The organism is Isoptericola hypogeus (assembly GCF_039531145.1).
In the GTDB taxonomy this organism is placed as follows: domain Bacteria; phylum Actinomycetota; class Actinomycetes; order Actinomycetales; family Cellulomonadaceae; genus Isoptericola; species Isoptericola hypogeus.
Genome location: NZ_BAAAPM010000009.1, coordinates 126,224 through 145,985, shown reverse-complemented (window position 1 = coordinate 145,985; position 19,762 = coordinate 126,224). Strand labels below are relative to the sequence as shown.

17 protein-coding genes are annotated in these 19,762 nt (G+C 74.1%); 3 read left to right on the top strand and 14 right to left on the bottom strand.

Going from position 1 to position 19,762, the window contains the following annotated elements:
- Positions 1-43 precede the first annotated feature (43 nt).
- From ABD254_RS18640 to recO, 3 genes are read right to left on the bottom strand one after another with little or no spacing between them, the layout of a single operon-like run.
- Complete coding sequence (locus ABD254_RS18640; RefSeq protein ID WP_344250261.1) at positions 44-1,420, bottom strand: enterochelin esterase domain-containing protein; 1,377 nt, start codon at positions 1,418-1,420, stop codon at positions 44-46.
- On the bottom strand, positions 1,417-2,232 hold the full coding sequence (locus tag ABD254_RS18635) for an isoprenyl transferase (protein WP_344250260.1): 816 nt from the start codon (positions 2,230-2,232) through the stop codon (positions 1,417-1,419). The genes ABD254_RS18640 and ABD254_RS18635 overlap by 4 nt, the downstream gene beginning before the upstream one ends.
- Positions 2,232-2,966 carry a DNA repair protein RecO gene (gene recO / locus ABD254_RS18630; protein WP_344250259.1) on the bottom strand — a complete coding sequence of 245 codons (735 nt, stop codon included), beginning with the start codon at positions 2,964-2,966 and terminating at the stop codon, positions 2,232-2,234. Before recO ends, ABD254_RS18635 begins: the two co-directional genes overlap by 1 nt.
- A 155-nt stretch (positions 2,967-3,121) precedes the next feature.
- Here recO and ABD254_RS18625 point away from each other — a divergent pair, with 155 nt between their 5' ends.
- From ABD254_RS18625 to ABD254_RS18615, 3 genes are all read left to right on the top strand, one after another.
- On the top strand, positions 3,122-3,334 hold the full coding sequence (locus ABD254_RS18625) for a heavy-metal-associated domain-containing protein (RefSeq protein WP_344250257.1): 213 nt from the start codon (positions 3,122-3,124) through the stop codon (positions 3,332-3,334).
- Positions 3,331-4,317, top strand: a complete 987-nt coding sequence (locus ABD254_RS18620) for a heavy-metal-associated domain-containing protein (RefSeq protein ID WP_344250256.1) — start codon at positions 3,331-3,333, stop codon at positions 4,315-4,317. Before ABD254_RS18625 ends, ABD254_RS18620 begins: the two co-directional genes overlap by 4 nt.
- Before the next feature lie 76 nt (positions 4,318-4,393).
- Entirely contained in the window at positions 4,394-6,664 is a 2,271-nt protein-coding gene (locus ABD254_RS18615; protein ID WP_344250255.1) for a heavy metal translocating P-type ATPase, read from the top strand.
- 55 nt (positions 6,665-6,719) lie between these two features.
- Here the strand turns inward: ABD254_RS18615 and leuA are convergent, their stop codons facing one another.
- The 11 genes from leuA to ABD254_RS18560 all read right to left on the bottom strand — a co-directional run bounded on the left by leuA (position 6,720) and on the right by ABD254_RS18560 (position 19,724).
- Positions 6,720-8,495: a 2-isopropylmalate synthase gene (leuA, locus tag ABD254_RS18610; protein WP_344250254.1), complete on the bottom strand. Its 1,776-nt coding sequence runs from the start codon at positions 8,493-8,495 to the stop codon at positions 6,720-6,722.
- A gap of 262 nt (positions 8,496-8,757) precedes the next feature.
- The gene (locus tag ABD254_RS18605) at positions 8,758-10,392 is read right to left on the bottom strand and encodes a DUF7937 domain-containing protein (protein WP_344250253.1); all 1,635 of its coding nucleotides are present in this window, start codon (positions 10,390-10,392) and stop codon (positions 8,758-8,760) included.
- 154 nt (positions 10,393-10,546) lie between these two features.
- Positions 10,547-12,175, bottom strand: a complete 1,629-nt coding sequence (locus ABD254_RS18600; protein WP_344250252.1) for an alpha/beta hydrolase family protein — start codon at positions 12,173-12,175, stop codon at positions 10,547-10,549.
- Between the two features lie 109 nt (positions 12,176-12,284).
- Entirely contained in the window at positions 12,285-13,265 is a 981-nt protein-coding gene (era, locus tag ABD254_RS18595) for a GTPase Era (RefSeq protein WP_344250251.1), read from the bottom strand.
- Positions 13,262-14,608, bottom strand: coding sequence for a hemolysin family protein (locus ABD254_RS18590; RefSeq protein WP_344250250.1), 1,347 nt, complete (start codon positions 14,606-14,608; stop codon positions 13,262-13,264). Before ABD254_RS18590 ends, era begins: the two co-directional genes overlap by 4 nt.
- An 8-nt stretch (positions 14,609-14,616) precedes the next feature.
- The gene (gene ybeY / locus ABD254_RS18585) at positions 14,617-15,069 is read right to left on the bottom strand and encodes an rRNA maturation RNase YbeY (RefSeq protein WP_344250249.1); all 453 of its coding nucleotides are present in this window, start codon (positions 15,067-15,069) and stop codon (positions 14,617-14,619) included.
- Between the two features lie 7 nt (positions 15,070-15,076).
- On the bottom strand, positions 15,077-16,153 hold the full coding sequence (locus tag ABD254_RS18580; RefSeq protein ID WP_344250247.1) for a PhoH family protein: 1,077 nt from the start codon (positions 16,151-16,153) through the stop codon (positions 15,077-15,079).
- A gap of 88 nt (positions 16,154-16,241) precedes the next feature.
- Positions 16,242-16,604 (bottom strand): histidine triad nucleotide-binding protein, encoded by a 363-nt coding sequence (locus ABD254_RS18575; RefSeq protein WP_344250246.1) that lies wholly within the window; start codon positions 16,602-16,604, stop codon positions 16,242-16,244.
- Positions 16,605-16,635: 31 nt separating this feature from the next.
- Positions 16,636-17,433 (bottom strand): 16S rRNA (uracil(1498)-N(3))-methyltransferase, encoded by a 798-nt coding sequence (locus ABD254_RS18570; protein WP_344250244.1) that lies wholly within the window; start codon positions 17,431-17,433, stop codon positions 16,636-16,638.
- Between the two features lie 34 nt (positions 17,434-17,467).
- On the bottom strand, positions 17,468-18,592 hold the full coding sequence (gene dnaJ, locus ABD254_RS18565) for a molecular chaperone DnaJ (RefSeq protein WP_344250242.1): 1,125 nt from the start codon (positions 18,590-18,592) through the stop codon (positions 17,468-17,470).
- A 31-nt stretch (positions 18,593-18,623) separates the two neighbouring features.
- Positions 18,624-19,724, bottom strand: coding sequence for an HrcA family transcriptional regulator (locus ABD254_RS18560; protein WP_344250240.1), 1,101 nt, complete (start codon positions 19,722-19,724; stop codon positions 18,624-18,626).
- Between the last annotated feature and the right edge of the window lie 38 nt (positions 19,725-19,762).

Sequence of the window (19,762 nt, the reverse complement as noted above, 5' to 3'; positions counted from 1 at the left end):
GGCTCGACCGGCGGTGCGACAGGCTCGGCCGGCGGTGTCGCGCTCAACCGGCGAGGGCGCCGAACAGCTGCACCGCCCAGCAGGCGGCGTCGTGCCCGCCGGCGTGCTCGGCGTAGGTGAGCCGCTCGCAGCTCCCGTCGAGGGCGTCGCGCAGGCGTCGGGTCGGGTCGAGCAGCGCCCGTTCGGAGGCACCGACCTCCAGGTGGACCCGCCCGAGCCGCCAGCCCGGGTCGTCCGCCGCCCGCTCGACGGCTCGCGTCAGCCACTCGCCGGGCTGCGGTCCGCCTTCGTCCTCCGCACCGTCGTCCGTGGGCCACCACCACGACCCGGACTGGCACACGGACGCGCCGAACCGCTGCGGCGCCACGCACTGCGCCCACAGCGCGGTCAGCCCGCCGAGGCCCTGCCCGGCGATCGTCGTCCGGGCCGGGTCCCGGGAGACCGGCGCCCCGAGTTCTGCCGGGTCCGCCTCGTCGAGCAACCGCCCCAGGCGGGCCACGTACTCGTGCGAGCAGGTGAGGTCCGCGCGCCGGTGGTCCCGGTCGCCGCAGCCCACCAGCAGCACGGCAGCCGGGCGCAGCGCGCCGGAGGCGAACGCCTGGTCGAGGGCGCGGAGCCCGGGCCCGAACCACCGGTCGCCGTCGAGCAGCACCAGCACGTCCCAGCCGTCCGGGCCAGGCTCGACCGGCGGCACATGCCACCACGCGCGCCGCCCCGCTGGCCCGGCGCCCGGCTCGCCGAAGCCGGCCACCGGCACGGTGCGGCCCCGCGGCCCGGCCTCGAGCTGCTCGCCCACGACGACGCTCCCGACGCCCGGCGGCAGGCCCGGCGCGTCGGGCCCGGAGGCCACGGTCGAGGAGCCGAGCAGCGCGTGCTCGCGCGCCAGCGGGTCGGGCTCGCTGCGCAGCAGCAGGTCGAACCAGTCGTCCAGGTCGTCGTGGTCGGTGGGGTCGGCGGCCGCCTTGGCGCGCGCCCGCCGGACCTCGATCTGAGCGGCCGTCCGCGCGTCGGCGGTGGGGCCGCCTCCGTCGTCGACCGCGATGCCGTAGGTCGCCCGCCAGCCCGCGGGCAGGCGCAGGCTCAGCGACCACAGCATCGTGCCCGGGACCCGGGTCATGAGCGCGTCCCGGTACGTCGTCGCGTCGGCGAGCCCGGTGACGTCCACGAGCGCGCGGCGCACGCCGTCGCCGTCGCCCCGGTGCAGGAAGGTGTAGATCCGCTCGTGCCGGCTGCCCGGCACCTCCTCCACCAGGGGCGTGCCCTCCTGGGCGACCCGGCGCCACAGGGCCGCGCGCCGCTCGGTCGTGGGGTCGGCGGCGAGCGCCTCGATCGTCGGGCTGGTCGTGCGAGGCACGGGCGCGGGCCGGGGCGGCGGCGTCGCCGGTCCGCCGTCCCGCGGGGGGTCGTCGAAAGCGGTCATGCGTCCTGTCGCGGCTCCGGCTCGGGTACGGCGTCCACGGCGCCACCGTACCGCCGGTCGCGGCGCGCGAACTCCTCCACCGCGCGCCACAGGTGCCGCCGGTCGACGTCGGGCCACGGCTCGGGCAGGAAGACCATCTCCGCGTAGGCCGCCTGCCAGATCATGAAGTTGGACGTGCGCTGCTCCCCCGACGAGCGCAGGAAAAGGTCGACGTCGGGCAGGTCGGGCTCGTCGAGGTACTTCTGCACCGTCTTCTCCGTGACGCGCGCCGGGTTGATCCGGCCGGCCGCCGCCTCCCGGGCGATCGCCGCGGCGGCGTCGGCGATCTCGGCCCGGCCGCCGTAGTTGACGCACATCGTCAGGGTGCAGCGGTCGTTGCCCCTGGTCATCTCCTCGGCGACCTGCAGCTCCTTGATCACCGACCCCCACAGGCGCGGCGTGCGGCCCGCCCAGCGGATCCGCACGCCCCAGGACGACATCTCGTCGCGGCGTCGCCGGATGACGTCGCGGTTGAAGTTCATGAGGAACTTCACCTCGTCGGGCGACCGCTTCCAGTTCTCCGTGCTGAACGCGTACGCCGAGACGTGCTTCACGCCGATCTGCACGGCGCCCGCCACGACGTCGAGCAGGGACTTCTCCCCCTGCTTGTGCCCCTCCACGCGCGGCAGGCCGCGCGCGTTGGCCCAGCGGCCGTTGCCGTCCATGACGATCGCCACGTGGTTCGGCACGAACTGCGCCGGGATCGCCGGCGGCGTGGCCCCCGAGGGGTGCGGGTAGGGCTCGGCGTACTGCCGCGACGGACGCGGGGGCATCAGGCCTCTCTCTCGATCATGCGCAGGGAGCGCAGCGTGCGCTCCAGGTAGTACTGCGAATAGGCCGCCACGAGGCCGGACGCCTCCGTGCGGTGGCGGGGCTCCGACGCGTCGGCGGTGGTCCAGTCGCCGCCGAGCAGCGCCCCCAGCAGGGCGAACGTCTCGGGGGCCGGCGCGGTCGACCCGGGCGGGCGGCACCGGGAGCACACCGCGCCCCCCGTGCCGACGGAGAACGCGTGGTGCGGCCCCGGCTCTCCGCAGCGGGCGCACTCGGTGAACGACGCCGCCCAGCCGGCGACCGCCAGGGCCCGCAACAGGTAGGAGTCGAGCACCAGGCCCGGCGCGTGCGCGCGCTCGGACAGCGCCCGCAGCGCACCCGCGAGCAGCCAGTACTGCTGCACCGCGGGCTCGTGCTCGGCCGCGACCAGCCGGTCGGCGGCCTCGAGCATCGCGGCACCCGAGGTGTACAGGGCGTAGTCCTCGCAGATCGCGCGCGCGTACGGGCCCACCGTCTCGACCTGCGTCACCGTGTCCAGGGACCGCCCGGTGTGCAGCTGGACGTCGACCACCATGAACGGCTCGAGCCGCGCGCCGAACCGCGACGACGTGCGCCGCACCCCCCGCCCGACGGCGCGCACCTTGCCGTGCTCGCGCGTGAGGAACGTGACGATGCGGTCGGCCTCGCCCAGCTTGTGGGTGCGCAGCACGATCGCGTCGTCTCGGTACAGGGGCACGGGTCCATTATCGGCCATCCCGCCGACAGGGCGGGCTTCGGCGCGACACGGCTCGGGGATGTCGCCGCCGGAGGGGTTGTCGGAATACCTAGCGGGGGTATAGGTTGACGGAACCAGTTACCCCCAGGGGGTATTCGAGCGACGAGGAGATCACGATGAGCACGAGCGAGTTCCAGGTCACCGGCATGACGTGCGGCCACTGCGAGCTGTCCGTCCGCGAGGAGGTCGGCCAGGTCCCCGGCGTCGAGGAGATCGAGGTCAGCGCCCAGACCGGCAGGCTCGTCGTCTCCGGGTCGGAGACCGTCGAGGTGTCCAAGGTCCTGGCGGCCGTGGACGAGGCCGGCTATTCGGCGGTGCGAGTCGGATGAACGCCGCAGGACGACTGACCGCCTACGGGGCGGGCCTCGCCGTGGCGTTCGCGGGGGCGTTCGTCGCCGCGGGGGCCGTCGTCCCCGACGGCGCGGCCCAGCCACAGCAGGCGGCCCAGCCACAGCAGGCGGCCCAGCCACAGCAGGAGGTCGGAGGAGAGCAGATGGAGGATCACGAGGCCATGAGCGAGGACCAGGCAGGGCAGAGCCCGAGCACCGAGAGCCCGCACGGAACGGCGATCGCCCAGGACGGGTTCCAGCTGTCGCCCGTGCACGCCCCCGGGTCCGTCGACGAGGCCGGCGACCTGCGCTTCCAGGTCCTGGACGCGACCGGCGATCCGGTAACCCGCTTCCGGACGGCCCACGACAAGGACCTGCACCTGATCGTCGTCCGCTCGGACGGCAGCGAGTTCCGCCACGTGCACCCCGACCTCGATGCGGCAACGGGCACGTGGAGCATCCCCTGGGAGTGGGCCGAGGCCGGCACCTACCGGGCGTACGTCGACTTCGTCCCCGCCGCGGGCGACGACGGCCAGAGCGTCACGCTGACCCGCACGGTCCAGGTCGCGGGCGACTTCTCGCCCGTGACGCCCGAGCCCACCGCGACCGACGAGGTCGACGGCTTCACGGTCGAGCTCGCGGGGGACCTCGCGGCGGGCACGACCAGCGACCTCACCCTCTCCGTGAGCCGCGACGGTGAGCCCGTGACGACCTTGGAGCCCTACCTCGGGGCGTTCGGGCACCTCGTCGCCCTGCGCGAGGGCGACCTGGCCTACCTGCACGTCCACGCCGCCGGTGCCGACCCGGCCGAGGGCGACACCGCCGGCCCGGAGATTGCGTTCGCGGCCGAGGCACCCACAGCCGGCCGATACCTCCTGTACCTCGACTTCCAGGTCGAGGGCCAGGTCCACACCGCCCAGCTCGTGCTGGACGCCGGTCGCGGCCGCGCCGCACTCGACGCCACCGGCCACTCCGGTCACTGACCCCGCTGCCACGGCGCGACGACAGCACGACCCCGAGTGCGCCGACGCCGGGCACGCAGAGAGAAGGAAGACTCGAATGAGGACATCCGCACCCCCGGTCGGGGGACCCAGCGTCGAGCTGAACATCGGCGGGATGACCTGCGCCTCCTGCGCGATGCGGATCGAGAAGAAGCTCAACAAGCTCGAGGGCGTCTCCGCCACGGTCAACTACGCCACCGAGAAGGCGAAGGTCACCGTGCCCGACGGGTACGACCCGTCGCTGCTGATCGCCGAGGTCGAGAAGACCGGGTACACCGCGGCCCTGCCGCAGCCCACGCGGACCGGGAAGGAGTCGCGGGGATCCGGGGACGACCCAGAGGCCGACGCCGAGCTCACCTCGCTCCGTCAGCGCCTCGTCGGCTCGGTCGTGCTCACCCTCCCGGTGATCGCGATGGCCATGATCCCGGCGCTGCAGTTCACGTACTGGCAGTGGCTCTCGCTCGCGCTCGCCGCGCCGGTCGTCGTGTGGGCCGCGTGGCCGTTCCACAAGGCCGCGTGGACCAACCTCAAGCACGGCACCGCGACGATGGACACGCTCATCTCGATGGGGACGTCCGCCGCGTTCCTGTGGTCGCTGTACGCGCTGTTCCTCGGCACGGCCGGCACGCCCGGCATGACCCACCCCTTCGAGCTCACGATCGCGCCCTCGGACGGTGCAGCGAACCTCTACCTCGAGGTCGGCGCGGGCGTCACGATGTTCATCCTGGCCGGGCGCTACTTCGAGAAGCGGTCCAAGCGTCAGGCCGGGGCGGCGCTGCGCGCGCTCCTCGAGCTCGGCGCCAAGGAGGTCGCGGTGCTGCGCGGCGGCGTCGAGACGAAGATCGCGGTCGACGACCTGCAGGTCGGCGACGAGTTCGTCGTGCGCCCGGGCGAGAAGATCGCGACCGACGGCGTGGTCGTCTCCGGCACGTCCGCCGTCGACGCCTCGATGCTGACCGGCGAGTCGGTGCCGGTCGAGGTCGCCGAGGGTGACGCCGTCACGGGCGCCACGGTCAACGCCGGCGGCCGGCTCGTGGTCCGCGCCACGCGGATCGGGTCCGACACGCAGCTGGCCCAGATGGCCAGGCTCGTCGAGGACGCGCAGACCGGCAAGGCCGAGGTGCAGCGCCTGGCCGACAGGATCTCCGGCATCTTCGTCCCGATCGTCATCGCGGTCGCCGTCGTCACGCTCGGCGCCTGGCTGGGGGCGGGATTCTCCGCGACGGCGGCGTTCACGGCCGCGGTCGCCGTCCTCGTCATCGCGTGCCCCTGCGCCCTGGGCCTGGCGACCCCGACCGCACTGCTGGTCGGCACGGGTCGCGGCGCCCAGATGGGCATCCTGATCAAGGGGCCCGAGGTCCTGGAGTCGACCCGCAAGGTCGACACCGTCGTGCTGGACAAGACCGGCACCGTCACGACCGGCAGGATGACGCTGGTCGACGTGGTCACCGAACCGGGCACGGACCGGGCCGAGCTGTTGCGGCTGGCCGGCGCGCTGGAGGACGCCTCCGAGCACCCGATCGCGCAGGCGATCGCCAAGGGCGCCACGCAGGAGACCGGCGCCCTGCCGGCTCCCGAGGACTTCGCCAACATCGAGGGCCAGGGAGTCCAGGGCGTCGTCGACGGGCACGGCGTGCTGGTGGGCCGCGAGTCGCTGCTGGCCGAGTGGTCGCAGCACCTCAGCGACGACCTGGCCCGGGCGAAGGCCCGCGCCGAGAGCGAGGGCAAGACGGTCGTGGCCGCCGGGTGGGACGGCCGTGCTCGCGGCATCCTCGTGGTCGCCGACACCGTCAAGCCCACCAGCGCACAGGCGGTCGCCGAGCTCAAGGAGCTCGGGCTGACGCCGGTGCTGCTGACCGGTGACAACGAGGCCGTCGCACGGCAGATCGCCGCCGAGGTCGGCATCGACGAGGTCATCGCCGAGGTGATGCCCCGGGACAAGTCCGACGTCGTCCGGCGGCTGCAGGACCAGGGCAGGGTCGTGGCGATGGTCGGAGACGGCGTCAACGACGCCCCGGCCCTCGCCCAGGCCGACCTCGGCCTGGCGATGGGGACCGGGACCGACGTCGCCATCGAGGCGTCCGACATCACCCTGGTCCGGGGCGACCTACGCAGTGCCGTCGACGCGATCCGCCTGTCACGCAAGACCCTGAGCACGATCAAGACCAACCTGTTCTGGGCCTTCGCCTACAACACGGCGGCGATCCCGGTCGCCGCGCTCGGCATGCTCAACCCCATGCTCGCCGGCGCGGCGATGGCGTTCTCCAGCGTCTTCGTCGTCGGCAACAGCCTGCGGCTGCGCGGGTTCAGGAGCGTCGCCACCCGATGACGACGAGAGCCCCCGGGGACCTCCCCGGGGGGCTCTCGTCGTCGGTCCGCTGCCGTCAGGCGCGCGCGGCGCGGTTCACCGCGGAGACGATCGCCTTGAGGGACGCGGTGGTGATCGACGAGTCGATGCCCACGCCCCACAGCACGTCGTCGCCCACCTGGCACTCGACGTAGGCCGCGGCGGAGGCGTCGCCGCCCTCGGACAGGGCGTGCTCGGCATAGTCCAGCACCCGCACGTCGACGCCGTCCTTGCCGATAGCGTCGACGAAGGCCGCGAGCGGGCCGTTGCCCGTGCCCTCGAGGGTCACCTCGGAGCCGCGGTCCACGACGTCGACGGACAGCGTGGTCGCGCCGCCCTCGGACGCCGTCGTGCGCGTCTCGCGGAGCGTGAAGCGCCCCCAGTGCTCCAGCCCGCGGGCGTCCCCGGGGGCCACGGGCAGGTACTCGTCGCTGAACATCCGCCAGATGTCGGCGCCCGTGACCTCGCTGCCCTCGGCGTCGGTGTGCCGCTGCACGACGCCGGAGAACTCGATCTGCAGCCGCCGCGGCAGGTCCAGCGAGTGCTCCGTGGACAGCAGGTAGGCGATCCCGCCCTTGCCGGACTGGGAGTTGACCCGGATCACGGCCTCGTACGAGCGGCCGACGTCCTTCGGGTCGATCGGCAGGTAGGGCACGCCCCAGGTCAGGGCGTCGACGGGCTTGCCCTCGGCCTCCGCGCGCGCAGCCAGGTGCTCGAAGCCCTTCTTGATCGCGTCCTGGTGCGACCCCGAGAACGCCGTGAACACCAGGTCGCCGACGTACGGGTGCCGCTCGTGCACCGGCAGCTGGTTGCAGTGCTCCACGGTGCGGCGGATCGCGTCGATGTCGCTGAAGTCGATCTGCGGGTCGACGCCCTGGCTGAACAGGTTCATGCCCAGGGTCACCAGGTCGACGTTGCCGGTGCGCTCGCCGTTGCCGAACAGGCAGCCCTCGATGCGGTCGGCGCCGGCCTGGTAGCCCAGCTCGGCCGCGGCGACCGCCGTGCCCCGGTCGTTGTGCGGGTGCAGCGAGAGCACCACGTTCTCGCGGTGCTTCAGGTGCCGGTTCATCCACTCGATCGAGTCGGCGTACACGTTGGGCGTGGCCATCTCGACCGTGGCCGGCAGGTTGACGATCACCGGGCGCTCGGGCGTCGGCTCCATGACGTCCAGCACCTCGTTGCAGATGCGGACCGCGAACTCGAGCTCCGTGCCGGTGTACGACTCCGGCGAGTACTCGTAGTAGACCGTCGTCTCGGGGATCGTCTCCTCGAGCTTGCGGCACAGCCGAGCGCCCTGCAGGGCGATGTCGACGATGCCGTCCATGTCGGTGCGGAACACGACCTCGCGCTGCAGGATCGACGTCGAGTTGTAGAGGTGCACGATCGCCTGCTTGGCGCCGCGGATCGCGTCGTAGGTGCGCTCGATGAGGTGGTCGCGGCACTGGGTCAGCACCTGGATGACGACGTCGTCGGGGATGCGGTTCGTCTCGATGAGCATCCGCACGAAGTCGTAGTCGGTCTGCGACGCCGACGGGAAGCCGACCTCGATCTCCTTGTAGCCCATGCGTACGAGCAGGTCGAACATGCGCAGCTTGCGCTCGGCGTCCATCGGCTCGATCAGCGCCTGGTTGCCGTCGCGCAGGTCGACGGCGCACCAGCGCGGGGCCTTCGTGATCCGCTTGTCCGGCCACGTCCGGTCGGGGACGGAGACCTGGATCTGCTCATGGAACGGGGCGTAGCGGGTGTAAGGCATCCCGGAGGGGCGCTGCGGGTTGGCGCCGGCGATGCCGTGGGGGTGCGGGGAGGTCTGCATGGTGATGCGTCCTTCGGTGGGGCTCGGTGACCGCGTCCCGGATCGGTCCGACGGTCGTGACCTGTCGGCCGGCACACCAAAGCCTCCGCGGCGGGGTGACCGGCCTCTAGAGAGCCCCGCCGCGGCACCGAAGGAGAAGGCTCACCGCGCGATGCACGCTGTCACCGTACACCTTCGGGCCGGGGCGACACCCGGCGTCCGGGATGCGGCGCGCGCGCACAAGCGGGCCGGTTCGGCGGGCCGCGGACGGTCCCGCGGCTCGTCAGCGCCGGGCGCGCAGCGCGGCGTCGACGGCCGGGTCGCCGAGCGCCCCGAGCCAGTCCAGCAGGGCGGGGTACGTCGACGGGTTGGACGCCACGTGCGGCCGCAGGTGCGGCGACTCCTGGACGATCCGCGCCAGGTCGGCCAGCGGGGTCGTCGGGTCGAGCGCCTGCGCCGCGGACCACGGCGAGCCGGGGACGTCCGCCACCGGCGGCAGCACCTGCGTCGAGTCGCCGCCCGACCGACCGCCGGGCACCGCGCCCCACGAGGCGTCGCGCACCGGCTCGATCCGCTGGGTCGCATCCATCGGCGCGGCGGTCGCGTACGGCGTCTGCTGCGGCGAGGTCTGCTGCGGCGAGGTCTGCTCGTACGGCGCGGAGACCGTCCAGGGCTGGTCGACCTGGGCGAGCGCGCCGGTCGGCGTCTCCTCGACCTCGGCGGGCTCGTCGGGCTCGTCGGGCGCCTCCGGCTCGCTCGCGACCAGCTCGCGCACCGACGCGGGCACGAGCAGCGCGCCGAGGGCGACACCCGGCAGGGCGAACGTCACGAGCAGCTCCTCGACGTTCGCCTCCCACCCCCGCCCGGCCCGGGCGACGACGATCACCAGGCCCAGGACCACCAGGACGCACGCCGCACCGACCGCGGTGGTGTGCCCGCTGCGCGGGTCGCGGACCAGAGCCCGGCGCGCCACGAGCGCGACCACGACCATCAGCACGCCGACGATGAGGCGCAGCACGAGGCTGACCCCGAAGCTGCCCGAGGCGAGCCGCACCATGGCGACGAGCGCCACGAACGCCGCCACGAGCATCACGAGGTCGAGGCAGCGCACGGCGACGGACACCCAGCGCGCGGCGCGCACGTCCTGCGGATCGTCCGCGACCGCCGCGAGGTCGTCCAGCACCCGGCGCGCGCCGCACGCGGCGACGACGGGCAGGAGGAGGAGGCCGAGCCGCTGCCCGTGCACGCTCTCGAACCACGGGGACTCCTCGCCGCCGGCGAAGAGCACGAGCTCGACGGACACGGCCGCGCCCACCGCGAGCAGCACCACGCCGGCGACCAGGTCGCCGCGCAGGTACGACGCGGCGGTCAGCCACAGCACGCCGATCACCAGGACGGCGTTGAGCGCCCCGACCACGACCGCCGGCCACGCGTCGCCGGTGGCCAGGGCCATGACGGGTGTCGCCAGCGCACCCAGCCCCACCAGGGCGGCGACGACGGGCAAGGTCGGGCGCCACGTCGGCGCCAGGGCGAGCGTCGCGCCGGCGAGACCGAGCACCACGCCGGCCCCGACCTGACCCTCGCCGGCGTCGGGGCGCACGGCGTCGAGCACGAGGTAGGCGAGCGCCACCAGGAGGTAGGGGACACAGCCGATCGTCCGCCCCCGCGGCGTCGTCAGCGCGTCCCAGGACGGCGCGCCGAGCCCGGCACGACGCAGGTAGGGCACGGCGAGGACCAGCAGGGTCAGCACGGTCGCGAGGACGACCTCGATCCGGTCGCTGCCACGGTGGGTGAGGTCCCACGGCATCGGCAGCGCCACCAGCAGGGCGAGCGCGGCCACCACGTCGCGCACGACCTCCCGGGTCGCCGCGCCGGCGAACGGCGAGCGCGGTGCGTCGGGGGTGGCGTCGTCAGTCATGCGTGGGGTCTCCTCGGCTCGGGACGGTGGGCTCGGGTGCGCCCGCATCGTTTCTACCCGACGCGACCCCCGCACGACACGCGGGGCGCGCGCACGTCGGTCACACCGCGCGGGATCGGCGTCGCACGGGACGTCGACCCGGGCATCGACCGGGTCAGATCCCGAGCTGGTACACGCCCCAGTAGGCGAGCGTGAGCAGGAGGGCGAGCGACCCGGCGACGACGCACCAGAACGTGAGGTGCGCGGGCCAGCCGCGCGCGACGACGACCCCCGTGACCTCCTGGGCGCCGGCTCCGGCGGCACCGCCCGCGGTGGCTGCCTCGGCCTGGCGGGCCGACCGCGCGTCCGCGATCCGGCGCACGACGAGCGCACCCGCCACCGCCGTCGCGACCCCGAGGAGCCGCACCCCGACCCAGCCGCCCTGGACGACGAGGTCGTCGCGCTCGTAGTCGAGCGCGAGCCGTGCGACCGCGAGGAGGTAGGCGACGAGGGCGACCATGGTGGCGACGGAGCCCACGCCGAGCCCCGCCAGCGCCGGGCCCAGGCCGCGGGCGAGCCGTGGGGCCGGCGCGAGCGAGCGCGGGCGCACCAGCCGCCGCACCACCGCGTGCACCGCCCACACCAGCGGCCCGAGCACGAGCAGCCCCAGGCCGGCGAGCACCGCGCCCACGACGATGTCGCCGTTGCCCCACCACCGCGGCTGCGGCACGGCGGAGGCGAGGTACAGCTGGTTCGGCCGGTCGCCGGCGACCCGCGGGTCCGCGTCCGCTGTGCCGGGCATGCCCTGCACCCAGGTCGCGGCGTCGCGGGCGAAGTCGGGGTGCAGGTGGTACTCGGTCCCGCCGTCGGCGACGGGCGTCGGCACGTTGATGCCGTGGTTGGCTCCCGCGTAGAAGCGCACGGTCGTCGGCGCCTGGTCGCCGCCGACGGCGGTGTCGGCGATGATCTCGCGCGCCCCCTGCTCGACGGGCATCGACGGGTCCGCGGTGCCGTACACGACGAGCACCGGCGCGGTCTGCTGCTCGAGCCAGGGCCGGACGTCGAAGTCCGCGTACTCGAAGCCGCCGCCCGGAAGCTGCATCCCGACCGCGCGCGGGATGGCGCGGAAGACCTGCTCGGGCACGCCGGTGTTGCGCAGGTAGCTGTCGACGGCGAACGCCGCCTGCTGGCGCGGCGGGACCACCGGCGCCGAGACGAGGATCGTGAACGCGATGCCCGGGTCCTGGGCCTGCATCACGGGGACGATCCAGGTGCCCTCGGACTCGCCGTACACCCCGACGTGCTGCGGGTCCACGCCGTCGATCGTGCGCAGCAGGTCGACCGAACGCCCGTAGTCGCCGGCCATCGCGACGTAGTCACGGTCGCGCGTCGTGTAGGTGTCCAGGCGCTTGTCGGGCACCAGGGTGACGACGCCGGCACTGGCCAGCGCGGTGGCCGACTCCCTGAAGGCCTGGGTCGACTTGCCGGTCCCCGCGCCGTGCACGTAGACGACGCCGGGCCGGTCGGCCAGGATCTCGCCGCGGGCGTCGACCGGCTGGCGCAGCAGCCCGCCGACCTGGGTCCCGTCGAGCGGGACCGTGACCGGCGTCTCGCGCACCTCGTACTGCCCGACATCGCCGATCTGGTCGGCCACCGCGGGGTCGACGCCGTGGATCGACGTGTCGGCGGTCGCGGGCACCAGATGGTCGGACACCGGGACCGGGTCCCACTGCGGGCCGGCCACGGCGCCGGTCAGCGCCAGCCCCACGAGAATCGCCGCAGTCGTCGCAATCGTCCGGAACACCACGAAGAGCGATGCTACTCGGGCCCACGGACGCCGGCGCCGGGGCGTTCCCCCGCGTCACCCGGGGGAACGCCTCCGCACCGCGCCGGCGCAGGGTCGTCAGGGCCGGTCAGAACCCCAGTCGCTGCAGCTGCTTGGGGTCGCGCTGCCAGTCCTTGGCCACCTTCACGTGCAGGTCGAGGTAGACCCGCGTCCCGAGCAGCTTCTCGATCCCGCGACGCGCCGTCGTGCCGACCTCGCGCAGGCGCGAGCCGCCCTTGCCGATGACGATCGCCTTCTGGCTCTCGCGCTCGACGAACAGGTTGACGCGCACGTCCAGCAGCGGCGGGCGGCCCTTCGCCTCGTCGCCGGAGCCCTCGCGCTCGACGATCTCGTCGACGACGACCGCGAGCGAGTGCGGCAGCTCGTCGCGCACGCCCTCGAGCGCCGCCTCGCGCACGAGCTCGGCGACCATGACCTGCTCGGGCTCGTCGGTGAGCTCGCCCCCGGGGTAGAGCTCGGGCCCCTCGGGCAGGTGCGAGACGAGGACGTCGGTGAGCTCGCCCACCTGGTACCCGTCCTTCGCGGACACGGGCACGATCGCCGTCCACTCGCGGTCCAGGGACCGGGCCAGCTGGTCGACGGCGATCAGGTGCTCCGCGAGCCGGCCGCGGTCGACCAGGTCGGCCTTGGTGACGACCGCGACGACGGGCACCGCGCGGCGCCCCGACATCAGCGGGGCGAGCCGGTCGGCGATGAACTTGTCGCCCGGCCCGATCTTCTGGTCGGCGGGCAGGCAGAACGCGACCACGTCCACCTCGCTCAGGGTCTCGGCGACGAGGTCGTTCAGCCGCTGCCCGAGCAGCGTCCGCGGCCGGTGCAGACCCGGCGTGTCCACCAGCACGAGCTGGGCGTCGTCGCGGTGCACGATGCCGCGGATCGTGTGCCGCGTGGTCTGCGGGCGCGCCGACATGATGGCGACCTTCTCGCCCACGAGCGCGTTGGTGAGCGTCGACTTGCCGACGTTCGGCCGGCCGACGAGGCAGGCGAAGCCGGAGCGGTGCTCGGGCGCGGGGCCGGAGGTGGCGGGTCCCGAGGAGGTGGGGGTCATGCGTGTGCTTCCTTCTGGTCTGGCGGGACGACGGCGTCGCCCGCTGCTGGGTGGTCGGCGGTCGCCGGGGCGATCCGGCGCGCCAGGAGGGTCGCGAGCTTCTTGCGGCGGCCCTCCACGTGCTCGGCCTCGAGGTGCAGCCCGCCGACGTCGGCCGCCGAGCCGGTGAGCGGCACCTTGCCGAGCGCCTTGGCGAGCAGTCCGCCCGCAGTGTCCACGTCGTCGTCGTCGAGCCGCAGGTCGAAGAGGTCGCCCAGCTCGTCGACGGGCAGGCGTGCCGGCACGCGGAACGTGCCGTCGCCGAGGTCCTCGGGCTCGTCCTCACGGGCGGTGTCGTGCTCGTCGGTGAGCTCGCCGACGAGCTCCTCGATGACGTCCTCGACGGTCACCAGGCCCGCGATGCCGCCGTACTCGTCCACGACGACGGCGATGTGCGACCGGGACGCCTGCATGTCGCGCAGCAGGTCGTCGGCGGGCTTCGACTCGGGGACGAACACGGCGTCGCGCGCCACCTCGGCCACCGGCCGGCCGACGGCGCCGGGGTCGGCCTCCAGGACGCGGGCGACGTCCTTGAGGTAGGCGACGCCCACCAGGTCGTCGACGTCGTCGCCCACGACGGGCACCCGCGAGTACCCCGAGCGCAGGAAGAGCCGCATCGCCTTGCGCAGCGGCGTGGCGGCGGCGACCGTGACCATGTCGGTGCGCGGCACCATGACCTCGCGGGTCAGCGTGCCGCCGAGCTCGACGACGGAGCGGATGAGCTCCCGCTCGGCGTCCTCGATCGCGGCGTTGTCCCGGACGCGCTCCGCTACCTCGCGCAGCGCGTCCTCGCCGGGCGGCTGCTCCGCCTCGCGGTCACCGGTACGCACGGTGAGCCAGGCGGAGCCGCGGTGCACGACCGTCAGCGGCCCGGCGAGCGACACCAGCACCGCCAGCGGCCGTCGCAGCCCGAGCGCGCGCGGGCTGAGCCGCACGAAGACGACGCCGGCCGCGAGCCCCGCCACGCCCGCGCCGAGCAGCACCTGCCACCACGCGTCGAGCCAGTCGACGAGCAGCAGCGTCACCGACGCGAGGGCCACCGTCTCCGCGACGACCCGCACCAGGGCGAACGTCGCGACGGCGGCGGGCGGGTCCTCGACGAGCGCCTGCACGGACCGCAGCCGTGCCAGGCGCGTGCGCCGGGCGGTGTCGGTGAGGCCGGGCGACGTCTCCGCGTCGGCGAGCGCGTCCGCGACGGCCGACCGCGTGACGCGCAGCGCGGCCGCCTCGCCGGCCGAGAGCATGCCCGCCAGCGCCAGCGCGACGAGGCCGACGACGGTGAGGAGCAGGTCCGGGGCGTCCATGACGCCGCTCAACGGCCGGCGAGGAACGTGAGCAGGAGGCGGCGCTGCAGCGCGAACATCTCCTTCTCCTCCTCCGGCTCCGCATGGTCGTACCCCAGCAGGTGCAGGATCCCGTGGGTGGTCAGGAGCAACAGCTCCTCCACGGTGGAGTGGCCCGCCACGACGGCCTGCTCGGCGGCCACCTCGGGGCAGAGCACGATGTCGCCGAGCGTGCCGGCCGGGGTCTCGTCGCCCTCGCGGCCGGGCCGCAGCTCGTCCATCGGGAACGACAGCACGTCCGTCGGACCGGGCTCGTCCATCCACTGCACGTGCAGCTCGGACATCACCGTCGTGTCCACGAACAGGATGGACAGCTCGCTCTGCGGGTGCACGTGCATCGCGTCGAGCACGTAGCGGCCGAGCGCGGCGAACTCCGCCTCGTCGACCTCCACCCCCGACTCGTTCGCAATCTCGATGCTCATTCGGCGATCACCGACGTCCTCCTCGCTCGTGCTGCCCGCGGCCCTGCCGGCGCTGCTCCGGCCGGGCGGTGGCGACGTCCCAGCGGCCGTAGGCGTCGATGATGTCGCTGACCAGGCGGTGCCGCACGACGTCGGCTGACGTGAGCCGGCAGAACTCGACGTCGTCGACGCCGGTGAGGATGTCCTCGACGACGCGCAGGCCGGACGTCGTCCCGCCGGGCAGGTCGACCTGCGTCGCGTCGCCGGTGATGACCATCGTGGAGCCGAATCCTAGGCGCGTGAGGAACATCTTCATCTGCTCGGCGGAGGTGTTCTGCGCCTCGTCAAGAATAATAAAAGAATCGTTCAAACTTCTTCCCCGCATGAACGCCAGCGGCGCCACCTCGATCGTCCCGGCCTCGACGAGCTTGGGGATCGCGTCGGGGTCCATCATGTCGTGCAGCGCGTCGTACAGCGGCCGCAGGTACGGGTCGATCTTCTCCGTCAGCGTGCCGGGCAGATACCCGAGCCGTTCCCCCGCCTCCACCGCGGGCCGCGTGAGGATGATCCGGTTGACCCGCTTCGCCTGCAGCGCCTGCACGGCCTTGGCCATCGCCAGGTACGTCTTGCCGGTGCCGGCCGGGCCGATGCCGAACGTGATGGTGTTCGCGTCGATCGCCTCGACGTAGCGCTTCTGGCCGAGCGTCTTGGGGCGGATCGTGCGGCCGCGGCTCGACAGGATGTTGAACGTCAGCACCTCGGCCGGGCGCTGCGCCGTCGCCGCCGTGAGCATGCGCACCGAGCGGGTGACGACGTCCGGCGTGAGCGGCGTGCCCGCCTCGACGACCTCGACCAGCTCGTCGAGCAGCCGCGCGACGAGCGCGACCTCGCCCGCCGGGCCGCGCACCGCGATCTCGTTACCACGGGCGTGCACGTCGACCCCGGGGAACCCTCCCTCGACGGCCCTGAGCACCGAGTCCCCGCTGCCGAGCAGCGCCACCATCGGCACGTGCGCCGGCACCACGATGCGATGCTCGCTGGAACGCTCGCTGGGCTGTGCGCTGCTGTGCTCCGGAGGGGGCGAGGCGTGCGGTGTGGATGTCATGAGCCGGCTCGCGCCTCGGCACTCCTTCTCGGGCAGGTGGTGGGTCTCGCGGGCGCTCGATCGCCCGGTGCCCAGTCTATCGACGGCCTCAGGCGGGGCTCCACCCCAATTGCGTCCCCGCGAGGACGTGCCCGTGCACGTGGAAGACGCTCTGCCCGGCGCGGGGGCCGGAGTTGAAGATGAACCGGTACTGGCCGTCGGCGAGGTCCTGCGCCACGCGGTCGGCCACCTCGACGACCTCCGCGAGGAGCTCCGGGTCCGCGGCCGCCAGGACGGAGACGTCGCCGTGGTGCTCCCTCGGCACGACCAGCACGTGCACGGGCGCCTTGGGGTCGATGTCCCGGAAGGCGATGATCCGCTCGGTGCTGGCGACGACGTCGGCGGGGACGTCGCCCGCCACGATCTTGCAGAACAGGCAGTCGGCGGCGGCGTCGTTCCCGGGGCTGGTCATGCAGGCACCGTACCGCCCCGGGTGGCCGGGTTCAGCCCCAGCGGCCGAGGCGCTGGCTGAGCAGCGCGATCGCCACGGGCCCGGCGGTCGACGTGCGCAGCACGTGCGGGCCCAGTCGAGCCGGGACGGCCCCCGCCCCGGCGAGGGCGGCGACCTCCGCGTCGGAGATCCCGCCCTCGGGCCCGACGACGACGAGCAGCTCGGGTGCCGCGGCGGGCCCGGAGGTCCCGGCGGGCTCGACCGGCGAAGCGGGCAGCGCGACGTCCGCGAGCGGAGTCGTCGCGTCCTCGTGCAGCACGACGACGGCGCCGCCGCCCGCGACCACCGCGCGCGTGCGGTCGGTGAGCTGCCGGCTGGTGAGCGGTTCGGCGACGGGCGGCAGGCACGCGCGCCGCGCCTGCTTGACGGCGGAGCGGACCGTGGCCACCCATTTCGCGCGCGACTTCGCCGCGCGCTGCCCCCGCCAGATCACCACCGACCGCTCCGCCTGCCACGGCACGACGGCGTCGACCCCCACCTCGACGGCGGCCTCGACCGCGAGCTCGTCACGGTCGCCCTTGGCGAGCGCCTGGACCAGCGTGAGCACGACGGCCGGCGCGGGCTCGACGACCACCTCGTCGACGCGCAGGTGCACCTCGGAGCCCACGACCGACTCGACGACGCAGCACAGCCGCAGGCCGGCCCCGTCCACGACGTCGATCCGCTCCCCCGGGGCGCGCCGCTGGACCACCCCGGCGTGCCGACCCTCCGCGCCGTCGAGCACGTAGCGTGCTCCGGGCGCGAGCGCGCCCAGGTCGCCGCCCTCCGCGAGGAAGACGGGGGCGCTCATCGCGTCGCCCCGGGGAGCGTCGACCCGCCGGAGCTCACCGGCCGCTCAGCTTGTCCCGCAGCCGCGTGAACACGCCCGGGTGCGCCGACGCCAGGCGCGGCTCTGGCCGCTCCTCGCCGCGCAGGGTGGCGAGCGAGCGCAGCAGCTCGGTCTGCTCCTCGTCCAGGGCCGTCGGGACCTGGACGTCGACGTGCACGTTGAGGTCGCCGCGGCCGCCCGCGTGCAGGTGCCCGACGCCGAGCCCCTTCAGCGTCACGACCTGCCCCGGCTGGGTGCCGGGCCGCAGGTCGATCTCCTGCGGGCCGTCGAGCGTCTCCAGGTCGAGCACCGTGCCGAGCGCGGCGGCCGTCATCGGGACGGGCAGCGTGCAGTGCAGGTCGTCGCCGCGCCGCACGAACACCTCGTGCGGCTTCTCGCGGATCTCGACGTACAGATCGCCCGCGGGGCCCCCGCCGGGGCCGACCTCGCCCTGCGCGGTGAGCTTGATGCGCGTGCCGGTGTCGACGCCCGCGGGGACGTTGACGGTCAGCGTCCGGCGGGAGCGGACGCGGCCCTCGCCCGAGCAGTCGGGGCACGGCTCCGGGATGACGGTGCCGAAGCCCTGGCACGCCGCGCAGGGGGCCGTCGTCATGACCTGGCCGAGGAACGACCGGGCGACGCGCTGCACGTTGCCGCGACCCTGGCAGACCTCGCAGGTCTTGGGCGAGGTGCCCGGGCGGCAGCCGTCGCCGGCGCAGGTGCCGCAGACCACGGCCGTGTCGACCTGGAGCTCGCGCTTGGCGCCGAACGTGGCCTCGGCGAGGTCGACGTCCATGCGCACCAGGGCGTCCTGGCCGCGTCGCGCGCGCGGCACGGGCCCGCTGGGCGCGCCCCCGCCGCCGAAGAACGTCTCGAAGATGTCTTGGAAGCCGAAGCCGTTGCCGAACCCGCCGCCGGCGCCGCCGCCGGGCGCGGTGGGGTCCACTCCCATGTCGTACTGCTGGCGCTTGTCCGGGTGGGACAGCACCTCGTAGGCGCGGGCGACGTCCTTGAACCTCTCCTCGCCGGCCTCGCCGGCGACGTCGGGGTGCAGCTCGCGGGCGAGCTTGCGGTACGCCTTCTTGATCTGCTCGGCCGAGGCGTCGCGCGGGACGCCGAGGGTCTCGTAGTAGTCGGTCACAGGTCTCTCTTGGTCAGGTGGTCGGTAGAGGTCAGTTCGGCAGCACGCGGGACAGATAGCGGGCCACCGCGCGCACGGACGCGATCGTGCCGGGGTAGTCCATCCGGGTGGGGCCGATGGAGCCCAGGATGGCGACGGTGTCGCCGTCGGTGCCGTACCCGGACGCGACGACGGAGGCTTCCGTCAGCCCGTCCAGGCGGTTCTCGTGCCCGATGCGGACGCCGACGCCGGCCCCGCCCGGCGGGTCCGTCGCCATCTCGGTGAGCAGGCCGAGCAGGACGACCTGCTCCTCGAGCGCCTCCAGGACGGGGCTGAGCGCGTGCTCGAACCGCATGTCGGCGCGCGCGAGGTTCGCCGTCCCGGCCAGGACGATGCGCTCCTCGCTCTGGGTGCCGAGCGTGTCGACGACGAGGTCCGCGATCCCCCGCGCGAGCGGGACGAGGTCCGGCGCGACCCCGGCGACGACCCGACCGAAGGCCTCGGGCAGCTCCGAGAGCCGCTTGCCGGCGGCCGCCGCGTTGAGCCGTGCCCGCAGCTCGCCGAGCGAGCCCTCGTCCGGGATGCCGGGGTGGTCGGCCGCGACGTCGGGGGCGGGCGACTCGACCGACGCGACCGTCGGCTCGGCGTCGGCGGCGCCGGTGACGTCCAGGTAGCGCTGCTCGACCCGCCCGGTGTCCGTGATGACGACGACGAGCAGCCGCACGCCGCCGACCGGCACCAGCTCCAGGTGCCGCAGGCCGGACAGCCGCAGGGACGGGTACTGCACCACCGCGACCTGGCCGGTGAGCTGGGCGATGAGGCGCCCGGCGCGGCCGAGGATGTCGTCCAGGTCGACGGCCTCGGACAAGAACGTCTCGATCGCCCGCCGCTGGGGGGCCGTCAGCGGGCGCACCTCGGCGAGGCGGTCGACGAAGAGCCGGTACCCCTTGTCGGTGGGCACGCGGCCCGCCGACGTGTGCGGCTGCGCGATGTACCCGGCCTCCTCGAGGGCGGCCATGTCGTTCCGGATGGTCGCGGGCGAGACCCCGAGGCCGTGCCGCTCGGTGAGCACCCGGGAGCCCACGGGCTCGCGGGTGTGGACGTAGTCCTCGACGATCGCGCGCAGCACCGCCAGACGACGCTCCTCGCTCACGCGTGCTCCCCTCGTGCCGTCGGTTCTGCGTGCCGCCG

Bases quoted from the DNA above. Each gene is read 5' to 3' on its own strand.
- ABD254_RS18635 (WP_344250260.1), bottom strand. From the start codon at position 2,232: ATGCCCCCGCGTCCGTCGCGGCAGTACGCCGAGCCCTACCCGCACCCC.
- ABD254_RS18620 (WP_344250256.1), top strand. From the start codon at position 3,331: ATGAACGCCGCAGGACGACTGACCGCCTACGGGGCGGGCCTCGCCGTG.
- leuA (WP_344250254.1), bottom strand. From the start codon at position 8,495: ATGCAGACCTCCCCGCACCCCCACGGCATCGCCGGCGCCAACCCGCAG.
- ABD254_RS18590 (WP_344250250.1), bottom strand. From the start codon at position 14,608: ATGGACGCCCCGGACCTGCTCCTCACCGTCGTCGGCCTCGTCGCGCTG.
- ABD254_RS18605 (WP_344250253.1), bottom strand. From the start codon at position 10,392: ATGACTGACGACGCCACCCCCGACGCACCGCGCTCGCCGTTCGCCGGC.
- ybeY (WP_344250249.1), bottom strand. From the start codon at position 15,069: ATGAGCATCGAGATTGCGAACGAGTCGGGGGTGGAGGTCGACGAGGCG.
- ABD254_RS18575 (WP_344250246.1), bottom strand. From the start codon at position 16,604: ATGACCAGCCCCGGGAACGACGCCGCCGCCGACTGCCTGTTCTGCAAG.
- ABD254_RS18640 (WP_344250261.1), bottom strand. From the start codon at position 1,420: ATGACCGCTTTCGACGACCCCCCGCGGGACGGCGGACCGGCGACGCCG.
- ABD254_RS18580 (WP_344250247.1), bottom strand. From the start codon at position 16,153: ATGACATCCACACCGCACGCCTCGCCCCCTCCGGAGCACAGCAGCGCA.
- ABD254_RS18625 (WP_344250257.1), top strand. From the start codon at position 3,122: ATGAGCACGAGCGAGTTCCAGGTCACCGGCATGACGTGCGGCCACTGC.
- ABD254_RS18615 (WP_344250255.1), top strand. From the start codon at position 4,394: ATGAGGACATCCGCACCCCCGGTCGGGGGACCCAGCGTCGAGCTGAAC.
- ABD254_RS18570 (WP_344250244.1), bottom strand. From the start codon at position 17,433: ATGAGCGCCCCCGTCTTCCTCGCGGAGGGCGGCGACCTGGGCGCGCTC.
- era (WP_344250251.1), bottom strand. From the start codon at position 13,265: ATGACCCCCACCTCCTCGGGACCCGCCACCTCCGGCCCCGCGCCCGAG.